Source organism: Kitasatospora sp. NPDC056076, from assembly GCF_042266305.1.
Taxonomy (GTDB): Bacteria; Actinomycetota; Actinomycetes; order Streptomycetales; family Streptomycetaceae; genus Kitasatospora.
Genome location: NZ_JBHJWG010000007.1, coordinates 35,684 through 48,305, shown reverse-complemented (window position 1 = coordinate 48,305; position 12,622 = coordinate 35,684). Strand labels below are relative to the sequence as shown.

The window sequence follows — 12,622 nt, the reverse complement described above, 5'->3', positions numbered from 1 at the left end:
ACGTGCGACCCGTCTACTTCGCCGCAGCCCGCCGCACACCCATCGGCCGGCTGCGCGGAGCGCTCGCCACGGTCCGTCCGGACGACCTCTCGGCCACCGTGCTGCGCGCCCTGCTCGCCGACGCACCCGCCCTCGACCCGGCCCGGATCGACGACGTCTACTGGGGCGCCGCCAACCAGGCCGGCGAGGACAACCGCAACGCCGCCCGGATGGCCGTCCTGCTGGCCGGCCTGCCGGAGACCGTCCCCGGCGCCACCGTCAACCGGCTCTGCGCCTCCGGCCTGGAGGCCGTCACCCTCGCCGCCCGGGCGATCGGCTCCGGCGAGGCCGACGTGGTGCTGGCGGGCGGCTGCGAGTCGATGACCCGCGCGCCGTTCATCCTGCCGCGCCCCGACGAGGCGCTGCCGCACCGGATCGAGACCTACGACACCCGGCTCGGCTGGCGGCTCACCAACCCCCGGATGGCCGAACTGCACGGCGTGCTCAGCATGGGCGAGACCGCCGAGGAGGTGGCCGGCCGGTACGGCATCGGGCGCGAGCGCCAGGACGCCTTCGCGCTGCGCAGCCACCAGCGGGCCGCCGCCGCCCGCAAGGACGGGCACTTCGACGCCGAGCTGATCCCGGTCGAGCGCCCGGACGGGGTGACGGTGAGCCAGGACGAGGGCATCCGCGAGGACACCAGCCTCGACAAGCTCGCCCGCCTCAAGCCGGCCTTCCGCCCGGGCGGCACCGTCACGGCCGGGAACGCCTCACCGATGAACGACGGCGCGGCCGGGCTCGTCCTGGTCAGCGAGGAGGCGCTGCGCGACCTCGGACTGCAGCCGCTCGGCCGGTACGTGGCCGGGGCCTCGGCCGGGGTGCACCCCGACGTGATGGGCATCGGCCCGGTGCCCGCCACCGCCAAGGTGCTCGGCCGGGCCGGATGGGACCTCGCCGACCTGGACACCGCCGAGCTGAACGAGGCCTTCGCCGCCCAGGCGCTGGCCTCCGCCGACGGTATCGGGTTCGACCCGGAGCGGGCCGACGAGGTGGTCAACCCCAGCGGCGGGGCGATCGCCCTCGGCCACCCGCTGGGCGGCTCCGGCGCCCGCATCCTCACCACCCTGCTGCACCGCATGCGCCGCACCGGCGCCCGGCGCGGCCTGGCCACGATGTGCGTGGGCGTGGGGCAGGGTACGGCCGTGCTGGTCGAGAACGCCTGAGACGGGTCGGGACAGGTTGAGCGGGGTTTCGAGTGAGCGGGGTTTCGAATGAGCGGGAGCATCCAGTGAGCGGAGGAACGGACATGGCACGGTTCGCGGGGAAGGTCGCCGTGGTGACCGGCGCGGCGCAGGGCATCGGCGCGGCCACCGCCCGTCGGCTGGCGGAGGAGGGCGCGACCGTCGCGGTGGTCGACCTGACCGCCGAGCGGGCGGCCGGGACGATCGCCGAGATCACCGCCAAGGGCGGCACCGCCCGGGCCTACGGCTGCGACGTGGCCGACTACGACGCCGTCGACGAGGTCTTCGCCCGGGTCGCCGAGGAGCTCGGCGGACTGCACATCCTGGTCAACAACGCCGGGATCACCCGGGACAACCTGTTCTTCAAGATGCCCAAGGCCGACTGGGACACCGTCCTGACGGTCAACCTGACCAGCGCGTACAACTGCAGCCACGTGGCGCAGAAGTACATGGTCGCGCAGAAGTACGGGAAGATCGTCTCGCTCAGCTCGCGCTCCGCGCTCGGCAACCGGGGCCAGGCCAACTACGCGGCCGCCAAGGCCGGGATCCAGGGGCTCACCGCGACCCTGGCGATCGAGCTGGGCCCGTTCAACATCAACGTCAACGCCGTCGCCCCCGGCTACATCGCCACCCCGATGACGGCCGCCACCGCCGAGCGGGTCGGCGCCACCGCCGAGGACCACCAGACCGAGGTGGCCTCCCGCACGCCGCTGCGGCGGGTCGGGCAGCCGGAGGAGGTCGCCTCGGTGGTGGCCTTCCTGGCGAGCGAGGAGGCCTCGTACGTGAGCGGGCAGACACTGTACGTCAACGGTGGGGCCCGGTAGCTCCGGCCGGGGCGGCTCTCCCGCACCCGTGAGCGAAGTGGGTGGGTGCTGGGTGGATACGGTTGACATTCAGTGAATATTGCTGACGCGCCCTCACATGGCCGTCCCAGGTGCACGGTTACTTTTCCCTGGGACGGCCTTTACCCTTTCGCGTGGCCGATCATGACCATGTGCCTGGTCAATCGACCCCACCAAATGACTATGGCATGATCATGCGGCACTCGATGGGATGTCCGAACCGACCCGACCGGACCTGGTCGGGCCCTCTGCGTCCCAAGGAGTCCCATGGGCAGCCCCGCCTCCCTCCGCCGTGCCCTGGCTCTGCTCGCCGTGGGGGCCACCGCCCTCACCGCCGGCACCGTCGCCGTTCCGGCCGTCGGCGCCGCGACCGCCGCCCCCGCGCACGACCTCTCGGGCGTCCACGTCCGCCCGGCCTCCTTCGGCCACCACCTCGCCACCACCCGCCCGGCGCCGCTGAGCACCACCCAGTGCGTCAGCCAGATCGGCATCCACTGCTACTCGCCGGTCCAGTACCAGGCGGCCTACAACCTGGCCCCGCTGTACAAGGACGGCATCACCGGCAAGGGCCGGACCATCGTCATCGTCGACTCCTTCGGCTCGCCGACCATCCAGCACGACCTGGAGGTCTTCGACAAGCAGTGGGGCATCAAGGACACCCAGGTCGAGGTGCGGAAGTGGGGCAACGTCCCCGTCTTCGACCCGAAGAACCCCGACCACACCGGCTGGGCCGGCGAGACCACCCTGGACGTCGAGTACGCCCACGCGATGGCCCCCGACGCCCACATCGTCCTGGTCGAGACCGGCGTCGCCGAGACCGAGGGCACCACCGGCCTGCCCGAGATGATGGACGCCGAGAAGGACCTGATCAAGAAGGGCGTCGGCGACGTCATCTCGCAGAGCTTCGGCGCCACCGAGAACACCTTCCCGGGCTACGACAAGGGCGACTTCAAGTCGCTGACCGACCTGCGCTACGCCTTCAAGGCCGCCGCCGACCGCAACGTCACGGTGCTCGCCGCCTCCGGCGACAACGGCGCCACCGACTCGCAGACCAACGGCACCGACCTGTACCCGTTCAAGGTCAACTCCTGGCCGTCCTCGGACCCGCTGGTCACCTCCATCGGCGGCACCCAGCTGACCCTGGACGACAACGGCAAGCGCACCGCGGCCGACAAGGTGTGGCACGACAAGTCCGGCGCCGGCGGCGGCGGCGTGTCCGGCATCTTCTCCCGCCCGTGGTACCAGGCCGGCGTCTCCGACGTCACCGGCAACCACCGCGGCACCCCGGACATCAGCATGAGCGCCGCCGTCGACGGCGCCGCCTGGACCTACGAGTCCTACGACCCGACCGCGGTCGGCTGGCACCTCACCGGCGGCACCAGCGAGGCCACCCCGCTGTTCTCGGGCATCGTCGCGCTGGCCGACCAGCTCGCCGGCCACCGCCTCGGCCAGCTCAACCCGAGCCTGTACGGCCTGAGCCTGCTGCCGAGCAAGTGGAGCGGCATCGTCGACGTCAAGGACGGCGACAACGGCTGGGGCGGCGTCACCGGCTACAACGCCGTCGAGGGCTACGACCTCGCGAGCGGCCTCGGCACCATCGACGGCGCCAAGTTCGTCCACGCGATCGCGGGCGACGTGCAGTTCGACGACAACAGCCAGGGCAACGAGCAGTAGGCATTGAGCAGTCGGTCAGGACGCGGAGCCTGACAGCTGACAAGTAACAGCGAACGGATAACAGATTTCAACATCTGTTATCCGTTCGCTGTTTTCTGTTATCTGTTACCTGTCTTCTGTTCGCTGTTCGCTGTTCGGTGTTCGCGGCCTGCCGTCCACCGGCGGCGGCCCGCCGAGGGTGGACGAGGGCGACCGGCCCGACCGTCAGCCCTGGTCGGCCACCACCGGTGCAGCGGCGGCGAGTTGGGCCAGGTAGCGCTCGGCTGCACGGAGCTTGCGGTTGTCCGGGCCCGGGAGGAAGGCCCGCAGCTCGATGATCTCCGGGGCGATCCGGATCGCCTCCGCCCGGTCGGCGATCGAACGCCAGCAGGCCTCGGCGTTGGTGGCCGCCCGCTGGGTCTCCTGGTGGTCGGCGCCCTGCGAGCGGAGCAGCGTCAGGGCGACCTCGCGGTAGATGCCGGCCGCCTCCGCGGTCCGGCCCGCGAGCCGGCACACGTGGGCGCGCACCTGGCGCACCTGGAGGACCGGCTCGGAGACGGCCCCGTGCTCGGCGATCGCCTCCAGTTCGAGGGCGAAGGCGAGGTCGGTGGCGGCGGCGTGGTCCCCGGCGTCGGCACTGCGGACGATCCGTCCGATCACCTCGCGGTAGTCCTCGCGCGGCGCGTTGGCGGCCGGTGCCTCGGCCGGGGCGGGCGGCTGGTCGGTCGGTTCCTCGGCAGCCAGCACCGCGTCGGTCGGCACCTCGGCGGCCGGCACCTCGGCGGCCGGTTCCACGTCCGTCGGGGCGACATCGGCCGGGACGGCATCGGTCGGCACCGCGTCCTGCGGGGCCTCGGCCGTCGGACCGCTCTCGTCCGGGACGGCGTCCCGGGGCTCCTCAACCGGCTCGACTGTCTCGACTGTCTCGGTGGGCTCGGTGGGCTCGCCAACCCCCGTGGTACCAACGGCGGTTCCGGCTGCCTCGACCGGCTCCGCAGCCTCCGGTCGGGCCTTGCGCAGCGTGACGCCCGCCGCCGAGGCCTCCTCTGCCGACGACGCGGCATCGGCCGCGGCCGTGGCCGTGACCGCCGCCCCGGCGGGCTTGTGCAGGCTCACCCCCGAAGCCGTGTCAGCGGGCTGCTCGCCCGCCTTGCGCAGGCTGACCGGGCGGGACGGCCGGGGCGGGGTCGGCGGCACTCCGGGCTTGACCAGGCTCACCGGCCCGCCGACGGGCGTGACGGGCAGTGGGGCGGGCGCCACCGGTGCCCGCTCGACCACGGCGTCCTGCGGCTCCGCCTGCCGCGGCAGCGGCAGCGGTGCCACGGCGGGCAGCGGTAGCGGCAGTTCGGACGGCACCGCGTCCGCGACGGGCAGCGCCTCCGGCAGCGGCAGCACGACGTCCGCCACCGGGGCCTCGCCCCGGCGGGCGGTGTTGCGGAAGACCGGGCGGTCCGGGGTGTGGGTGGCCAGGATGACCACGTCCGGCCGCAGCACCGAGTACACCTGCTGGCGCAGCTGCTCGGGGGCGAGCACCTCGCCCGCGCCCGGACGGCCGCCGTGCAGCGCCTCGATCAGGGCGCGGGTGAAGGTGCCGATCTGCTCCGGGTCCGGGCTGACGACCGCCCACAGCGGGATGCCCTCGGTGAGCGGCGAGACGGTGCCCTGGAGGTAGGGCCAGGCGTTCTGGTCGGCGCTCAGGTCGGCGATGACCAGGGTCTGCCACTCGGCCGGACGGTGGCTCAGTTCGGCGGCGATCGCCTGCCAGGGCAGGCCGTCCTGCCTGGCGTCGCGCAGGGTGAGCTGGAGCTGCCCGCCGCGCTTGTCGGCCACCACGTGCCCGCCCAGGTGGACCAGCAGCGGGCCCGGGTGGCGGGAGGCGGCGCGCAGGTGGGCGAGGACGGTGTGCGGATCGCTGGCGCCGGGGAGGTGGACGGCGTCCACCGCGTCCGCGGCGAGCAGCACCTGCGGCGACACGGCCGCGAGCATCGCGGACAGCACCGGTGCCTGGGCGGGACCGCCCCGGCCCCAGGTGCGGCGGCCGGAGTTGCCGTAACCGCCCTCGATCACCAGGATCCGGCCGCGCGGCGCCGCACCGAGCCCACCCGGGGCCGACGGTGCCGCCGGAGCCGCCGAGACCGTCGGCACCGCAGCCGCGGACGGCGCCGGTGCCTGGGGCTGGGCCTGGGGCTGGGCCCCCGCGGCGGGCAGGCCGGTGAGGGTCCATCCGGTGGGCGCGACCGGCGGCGCGGGCGGCACCGGGGCGGTGAACGCCGCGGGCGGCAGCGGGGGCGCGGGCGGCGGCTCGTACAGTGCGGCGGGTCCGGGCGGGTGCTCCTCGGGCCGCCCTGCGGGCTGCGGCGGTACGGCGTCCCAGGGGCCCGAGTCCGCAGACGGCTCGGGACCTCCGGAAACAGCAGTCGTCTCCGCCATCTTCTGGTCACCGCCCCGCCCCGCCGCGTCCGCGGCGTCTGATGCCCTTGCCTTCGTGGTGCCAGCCACCACGTCCCGTGCGCGCCACCCTACGAGATCCCGGCACGCCCGAGCCAGGCCGGGTGGCCGATCGGCGTGCCACGGCGCGGGCACCGGCCACTATCGTGCCGTCATGACCGATCCGGGGCTCCCCCTGCTGTTCCTCGACGTCGACGGGCCCCTGATCCCCTTCGGCGCCCCGCCGCCCGGCGGCTACCCCACCTACCCGGGCCCGGGCGCGGGCCCGTCCGGCAACCCGCTGGTGGCCCGGGTCGACCCGGGGCTCGGGCCCCGACTGCTCGCCCTGCCCTGCCAACTGGTTTGGGCCACCACCTGGTTGGCGGACGCCGACGCCTGCCTCGCGCCCCGGCTGGGCCTGCCCCGGCTGCCGTACGTGGACTGGCCGGACACCGACCTGCCGGGTGACGGCAGCACCCTGCACGCCCAACTGCACTGGAAGACGAGCACCTTGGTCGCCTGGGCGGCCGGACGCCGGTTCGTCTGGGTGGACGACGAGATCACCCCGGCCGACCGGCGCTGGGTCGAGGCCAACTCCCCGGCCGCCGCGCTGCTCCACCGCGTCGACCCCCGAGTCGGCCTCACCGAGGCCGACTTCACCACCGTCGACACCTGGCTGCGCGCCCCCTGACCGCGCTCCGCCTGACCGCACGCCCCCGCCACGACCGACACCGACCGGCCGGACCCGGTGGATCGGGTACGGCCGGTCGGACATCCGGGCGGCCTCGCCTGCTCGGGAACCGGCGACTCAGGACCCGGCGACTCAGGACCCGTCGGCTCAGGACCCGGCGAGCAGGTCCCGCAGCAGGGCGACCGTGTCGGCGTCCAGGTCCCGGCCGGTGCGGCGGCTCAGTGCGTCGAGGCGGTTGACCGCGCGCAGCAGCTGGTCCCGCGCGCCGGCCGACGCGTAGGCGTAGAAGAGGTCCCGGTGCAGGAGTTCGACGTCCGGGGCGACGGCGAGGCCGCGGAAGACCGCGGCCTCGGCGCTGCGGTGGTCGCCGTACTGGAGGCGGCGGGCGGCGAGTTCGTGGGCGGTGTCCACGATCGCGGCGATCATGTCCTGGCGCTCGGCCTCGGCCCAGCCGTAGGAGGCCGGCGGCGCCTCGGCGAACGGGGCACCGCGGACCAGCGCCAGGGCGTGGGCGAGGGCGGCGTCGGCGGTGGCACTGGTGCTGCGCATGCCGCGCCGGTAGAGGCTGCGGAACTCGTCCCAGTCGCAGGTGACGACGGGGGCGAAGGAGTAGCCCTCGGTGGTGTCGGTGGGCAGGTGGGCACGGCCGTCCGGCGTGCTGCCGAACCAGGCCGCCAGGTCGGCGAGTTTGGCCGGCAGCGGGCTCCTGGCGTCGGCCGCGGTGGGGTGCGGGTCGAGGTGGGCGGCGCCCGGGTGCAGGTCGTGGTCGAGCGCGTGGTGGTCGGCGCCCGGCCGCAGCGCGAGGTAGACGGCGAGTTCGGTGAGCCGGGGCAGCGCCCCGGGTTCGACGGCGCCGGGGGTGCCCGCCACGTCGACCGGGCCGAGCAGCCGGATCCGGGGGGCGTTGCGCGGGGTGTGCGCCTCCGGGGAGCGCAGGATGGCGAGCAGGTCGTCGCTGTCGCTGCGGCCGGACGTGGTCCGGGCGACGGGCGCGACGGCGGCCGGGCCGGGCTCGACCGTAGCCGGCGCCGCACCGGCGGAGCCGCCCTCTCGGCCGCGGCCAGGACCACCCTCGGGACCGGTGGCGGCCCCGGGGACGACCCTGGGGGCGGGGGCGGGACCGACGCCGGGTTCCGGCCGGGCCGGCACGCGCGGGTCGACGCCGGTGGGCGCGGGCGCGCTCTGGTGCGTCGGCACCGGCTCGGCGGGTGACGCGGGCGACACGGGCGAGGCGGGCGAGGCAGGCACGACGGGCGCAGCGGGCACGACGGGCGCCTGCGGGGCCACGGGCCGCACCGGCTGGACGGGGAGCACCGGCACCGAGGCCTCGGCCGGGCCGTCCACCGCCGTCGACTCCGCAGGCCCGGCGGGCCCGACCGGCGCCTCGGCGGGCTCCGCGAATTCCGGGGATTCTGCGGACTCGCCGGACTCCCCCGGCCCGCCCGGCAGCCGCAGGTCGCGGGTGGCCTCGTCGGCGGGCTGCTCCGTCCCGGTGGCCGCCTGCCGCCCCTGCCCGTTGACGGCGAAGCGCGCCGGGCCGGGCGGCGTGGGAGCAGGGACGGCGGCGGGCGCGGTCGCAGGAGCGGGCGCGACCGGGTCGGTCCCGGCGAACGGGCTGGCGCCGGTCCCGATGACCCGGGTCAGCAGCCGGGGCCCGGCCGCCGCCCCCGCGTCCTCCTCGGCCGCCGCTCCCGGGGCGCCGACGGCGGCCAGCACCGGTACGGCGAGCGGGAGTTCGGTGGTGTCGGTGTCCTCGTCCGGGTCGAGGCCGGGACCGTCCAGGGTCCAGGCGGGTGCCGGGTGCTGGGTGGTGTCGTCGGCGGCCCGGAGCAGTTCGGCGACCTGGTCGTACTGGTGGTCGTCCAGCCGCTGGAGTTCGACGCTCAGGTGCAGGCCGGGGACGGCGGCCTGGCCGGTGGTCGGCAGGGTCCAGCGGGCGACCGGTCCGGTGCCGCGCTCGGGGGCCCGGGTGATGACGGCGACGCAGGTGCGCGGGCGGGCGTCCAGCAGGCGGCCGAGCTCGGCCGGGGTGTCCCCGCCGGGCTGCTGGGCGCAGAGCACGATCTCCGGCACCCAGGACTCGTCCGCCTGGCCCCGGCTGCGGGCTTCGCGCGGGCTGGTGGCCTCGGCCGCGACCAGGGTGGCGCGGGCCTTGGCGGTGCGCGGGCCGAGCGCGGCGAGCGCCGCCTCCAGGGTGGGGTGGCGGTGGACCCGCTCGGCGGCCGGTCCGGTGATCGGCACCTCCTCGGCGAGGTCCACCAGGTGCAGGTGGAGCCGGTCGGCCAGCGGGCTGTGGGCGAGCTCGATGGCGAGGGTGCGCAGCACGGCGCGGGCGTCGTCGGGGTGCCCGGACAGGTGGAGCAGCCGGACGGCCTCCAGGTCGGCGAGGACCACCGAACCGTCGGGCGAGGTGCCGAGGGTGACCAGCGCGGGGTAGGGCGCGGGGGTCTTGCGGGCCTGGGCCGGGCTCAGCAGGTCGGAGGACTCCTCGCTGCACCACCAGACGTTGGCGGCGTGCGCGGCGCGGAACGGCGCGATCGGGGTGGCCGGGCCGGACAGGTGCAGCTCGATGGTGTGGTCGGGGGTGATCCGGGCCGCCACGATCGCGGGCAGCCGCTTGCCGCCGCGGGTGGTGTGGCGGGCCAGGGTCCGCAGGGAGCGGTCGAGCAGCTCCAGGCCGGCCTGGTCCTGGCGGACCATCAGCTCGTTCTCGAAGGCGGCGGCCTCGGCCTCGGGCATCGCGATGCGGTGGCCGGGGCGGCGGCCGCGCTGCTGGGTACCGCGCTTGTAGGCGACGGTGCCGACCATGACGGCGGCGAGCAGCACGCCCACGGTGGACGCGGCGAGGGCGACGCTGTAGTCGTCGCTGGGTGCCGGGGAGGCGTGCGCGGCGGGAGCGGGGGCGGGCGCGCGGTCGGGGGCGTGGGTCGGCGCCGGGGACTGGGTGGCCGGCGCGGGCTGGGGCGTGGCGGCGGGGGCGGGCACCTGCCCGGCTCCGGCCCCGGAACCAGAACCCGCAGGCGCAGGCGCTGGTGCAGGCGTGGACGCGGGCGCGGGCGTCTGCCCGGGCGCCGGTGCGGCCGCTCCGGGCACGGTGAGCACCATCCCCGGCTCCAGCACGTCCGGGTCGGTCAGCCGTTCCCCGTCCGGCGCCTGGACACCCTTGTTGGCCTCGAACAGCTTCGGCCAGGCCTCGGCGTCCCCCAGCTCCCGCTGGGCGATGGCCGACAGGCTGTCCCCGGACCGGACGGTCACCGTCTTCTGCCCGCCCGCCTCCGGCTCCGTCCCGGCCTGTGGCACCTGCGCCGCCGCGGCCGTCGCCGAGGCCGAGGAGTCACCGGGCGAGGAGTCACCGGCCGAAGGGGCCTGGCCCGGCCCGGAGGACTGGGCGGGCGCCGGGGCCTTCGCCTCGTCCGGCTTGGCGTCCGTCGGCATCAGCAGCTGCCAGCCGGGCTGGATCGGCCGCTCCGCGTCGAAGCGGGTGCCCGAATCGCCCATCACCCGGCCTTCGTTGAGCTTGGCGATCTCCACCCAGCGCTCCCCGGAGCCCAGTTGGCGCTCCGCGATGGACCACAGGCTGTCAGCCGGGCGGCTGTCCCGCACGGTGTAGGTGGGCTGCTGGTCCGCCGCCTGGACGGGCGCCGCGGCGGGTTGCGCGGCGGGCAGTGCGGCCCGGTGCACGCCCGGGGTCAACTGCGCCTGGGCGGACGGGCCCTGGGTGAGTTCGGGCACCGCGGCGAAGGCCGAACCGGCCACCGGCAGCAGCGCCAGCACCGAGCCGACCAGCCCGGCCGCCATCCGCTGGCTCCAGCCGAAGGCCGGGATCCGGCGGGCGATCCGGCCGCGCAGCTGGGCGGGGACCTCCAGCAGGACGGAGAGCGCGAAGCACGCCCAGGCCAGCCAGCCGACCACCACCAGCAGCCAGAGGAACAGCCGCCCGTCGTCCGGACTCGTGAGCGCCTCGCCCACCCCGCCGGAGGCGACCTCGCCCATCGAGGCGACCGCCCGGGTGCCGTACAGCAGCAGGGCGGGCACGCCGAACAGCAGGGCGAGCAGGGTGACCAGGGCGGCGAGCGCGGCGAGCACCGCGCCGCCGCGGCCGGGTCGGCGGCGCCCGGGGCGGGCGTGCCCCCTCACCGTCGGCTTGCCGCCCTTCCGGGTTCCGCCGTTCCCGGTTCCGCCCGGGCCGGTGCCGGCCCCAACCGTACGGGCCTGGGCGGTACGGGCCTGGTCCTTGGCACGTGGCGCGGCCATCAGTGGGTCTCCGCTTTCTCGACTCCGTGGACGAGGGTCGCACTGCCCTTGCCCGTTACCTTCCGCTCCCCGAGGGCGCCCAGCAGGACCGGCCGGTAGTCGGCCCGCACGGTGACGGTGACGACCCTGTCGTCGTCGGAGAAGACGACCTCGTCCACCTTCAGGCCGTACCGGTCGAGGTAGATCCCGGCGGCCTGCCGGACGTAGTCCTGGCGGACCTTGAAGCCCTTCCCCTGCAACACGTCCGCCTGGTCGAGCTGCTGGCCGCCGACCCGCGCGGCCTCCTGGGCGTAGGCGTCGGTGCGTTCGGCGACCCGCAGGCGGCCGCCCGCGTCGATCACCAGCGCGATGACGAGCACCAGGTAGGCGGCGCAGATCGCCACGAAGAGGGCGACCGCGCCCCGGTCGGACCGCCGCCCGGCCGTACGCCGTCGGCGGTCCCGCAGCCCGCTCAGCACCCGCACCCTCTCCCCCCGATCCACACGGTGTCTCCCCACCGGCTCCCCACCGGGCGCCCCTCGGTGTCGTTGCGTCATCCCCCGAGCGCTCTCCGCTTGCGTCTCCCCCGCGCGGGCCGTCCCCAATCCCCCGGCCGCGCCCGTTGCGGCCCGCGCGCCGCCGCCTGCCGTCGTCATGTGCCGCGGTAGCGGTCCATCACCGAGGTGAACTCCCCGACGAGGTGCTTCGTCACGGGCAGCCCGGACGGTCCGCCGAGCAGGTCGGCGAGTTCGACGTCGCAGGTCACGGTGACCGTCACGGCCACCACCCGGCCGCCCGGCAGGTCCATCGGCGCCTCGGACACCTGGACGTCCGAGGTGCGGCAGGACACGCCCTGCTGGCGCAGCGTCGCGAGCGCGGATTCCTTGGCGGGCCCGTCCACCCCGGCGACGCTGCGCTGGAGCGAGCCGGTCCGGGCCCCGACCCGGGCCGCGGCCTCGACCGTGCCGGCCGCGGTCTGCACCCGCCCGGCGGCGATCGCGAGCAGCACCAGTCCGACCACGCCGGGTACCACGATCGCGGCCTCGATCGCGATCCCGCCCCGGTCCGTCCGCCTCGGCCTCCGCAGCCGCCCGCGCCACCCCGGCCGCGCCGCCCGCCCCGGCCGTCCCGACCGGTCGGCACCGGCCCGCGCCGACCGCCTCACGGCTTCACCACCGGGGGGACGAAGCGCTCGCGCGGCGCCTCGGCGAACTGCCGGACGGTGGGCCCGGTGAGCCCGGGGATCAGCAGCGGCGGCGTCAGCTCCACGGTGACCTTGATGGTGTCGTCCGAACTGCCGTCCGTCCCCACCTGGTACGCGTGCACGCCCTGCCGGTCCAGGAAGTCCCGGGCCTGCCGCGCGGCGGCCTCGGTCGCCGCCGACGCCGTCGCGTTGCCCTGCACCCGGCCGGCGTCCACGCCCTCCCGGGCGGCGGTGAGCGCGACCTGCCGGTCGTACCAGATCAACGCGGCCTGGACGACCAGCAGCAGGAGCAGCAGGACGACCGGGAAGACGATGGCCAGACTGATGCTCATCGATCCCCGGTCGCCCCGAC

9 protein-coding genes are annotated in these 12,622 nt (G+C 75.7%); 4 read left to right on the top strand and 5 right to left on the bottom strand.

The annotated features are described in order from the left end of the window. The first annotated feature begins 2 nt into the window (after positions 1 to 2). From ACFC1T_RS07880 to ACFC1T_RS07870, 3 genes are all read left to right on the top strand, one after another. A complete protein-coding gene (locus ACFC1T_RS07880; protein WP_375884980.1) occupies positions 3 to 1,202 on the top strand; it encodes a thiolase family protein in 1,200 nt (399 codons plus the stop codon). 83 nt (positions 1,203 to 1,285) lie between these two features. Beyond that, complete coding sequence (fabG, locus tag ACFC1T_RS07875) at positions 1,286 to 2,044, top strand: 3-oxoacyl-ACP reductase FabG (protein WP_375884977.1); 759 nt, start codon at positions 1,286 to 1,288, stop codon at positions 2,042 to 2,044. A gap of 285 nt (positions 2,045 to 2,329) precedes the next feature. Further along, positions 2,330 to 3,736, top strand: coding sequence for a S8 family serine peptidase (locus tag ACFC1T_RS07870; protein ID WP_375884975.1), 1,407 nt, complete (start codon positions 2,330 to 2,332; stop codon positions 3,734 to 3,736). A 204-nt stretch (positions 3,737 to 3,940) separates the two neighbouring features. On the opposite strand, the gene ACFC1T_RS07865 is transcribed toward ACFC1T_RS07870, so the two are convergent. Next, positions 3,941 to 6,145 carry a hypothetical protein gene (locus ACFC1T_RS07865; protein ID WP_375884973.1) on the bottom strand — a complete coding sequence of 735 codons (2,205 nt, stop codon included), beginning with the start codon at positions 6,143 to 6,145 and terminating at the stop codon, positions 3,941 to 3,943. Positions 6,146 to 6,317: 172 nt separating this feature from the next. On the opposite strand from ACFC1T_RS07865, the gene ACFC1T_RS07860 reads away from it, so the two are divergent. After that, positions 6,318 to 6,833 carry an HAD domain-containing protein gene (locus ACFC1T_RS07860; RefSeq protein ID WP_375884970.1) on the top strand — a complete coding sequence of 172 codons (516 nt, stop codon included), beginning with the start codon at positions 6,318 to 6,320 and terminating at the stop codon, positions 6,831 to 6,833. Between the two features lie 147 nt (positions 6,834 to 6,980). Here the strand turns inward: ACFC1T_RS07860 and ACFC1T_RS07855 are convergent, their stop codons facing one another. From ACFC1T_RS07855 to ACFC1T_RS07840, 4 genes are all read right to left on the bottom strand, one after another. Next, the gene (locus ACFC1T_RS07855; RefSeq protein ID WP_375884967.1) at positions 6,981 to 11,087 is read right to left on the bottom strand and encodes a LysM peptidoglycan-binding domain-containing protein; all 4,107 of its coding nucleotides are present in this window, start codon (positions 11,085 to 11,087) and stop codon (positions 6,981 to 6,983) included. Then, positions 11,087 to 11,569, bottom strand: coding sequence for a hypothetical protein (locus tag ACFC1T_RS07850; protein WP_375884965.1), 483 nt, complete (start codon positions 11,567 to 11,569; stop codon positions 11,087 to 11,089). The genes ACFC1T_RS07855 and ACFC1T_RS07850 overlap by 1 nt, the downstream gene beginning before the upstream one ends. A gap of 149 nt (positions 11,570 to 11,718) precedes the next feature. Further along, a complete protein-coding gene (locus tag ACFC1T_RS07845; protein WP_375884962.1) occupies positions 11,719 to 12,087 on the bottom strand; it encodes a pilus assembly protein in 369 nt (122 codons plus the stop codon). Between the two features lie 140 nt (positions 12,088 to 12,227). Further along, complete coding sequence (locus ACFC1T_RS07840; protein WP_375884959.1) at positions 12,228 to 12,602, bottom strand: TadE/TadG family type IV pilus assembly protein; 375 nt, start codon at positions 12,600 to 12,602, stop codon at positions 12,228 to 12,230. Positions 12,603 to 12,622: the final 20 nt, after the last annotated feature.

What these genes read in the sequence shown, in the direction of transcription:
- fabG (WP_375884977.1), top strand. Translation starts at nt 1,286, where the DNA reads ATGGCACGGTTCGCGGGGAAGGTCGCCGTGGTGACCGGCGCGGCGCAG.
- ACFC1T_RS07870 (WP_375884975.1), top strand. Translation starts at nt 2,330, where the DNA reads ATGGGCAGCCCCGCCTCCCTCCGCCGTGCCCTGGCTCTGCTCGCCGTG.
- ACFC1T_RS07865 (WP_375884973.1), bottom strand. Translation starts at nt 6,145, where the DNA reads ATGGCGGAGACGACTGCTGTTTCCGGAGGTCCCGAGCCGTCTGCGGAC.
- ACFC1T_RS07860 (WP_375884970.1), top strand. Translation starts at nt 6,318, where the DNA reads ATGACCGATCCGGGGCTCCCCCTGCTGTTCCTCGACGTCGACGGGCCC.
- ACFC1T_RS07855 (WP_375884967.1), bottom strand. Translation starts at nt 11,087, where the DNA reads ATGGCCGCGCCACGTGCCAAGGACCAGGCCCGTACCGCCCAGGCCCGT.
- ACFC1T_RS07840 (WP_375884959.1), bottom strand. Translation starts at nt 12,602, where the DNA reads ATGAGCATCAGTCTGGCCATCGTCTTCCCGGTCGTCCTGCTGCTCCTG.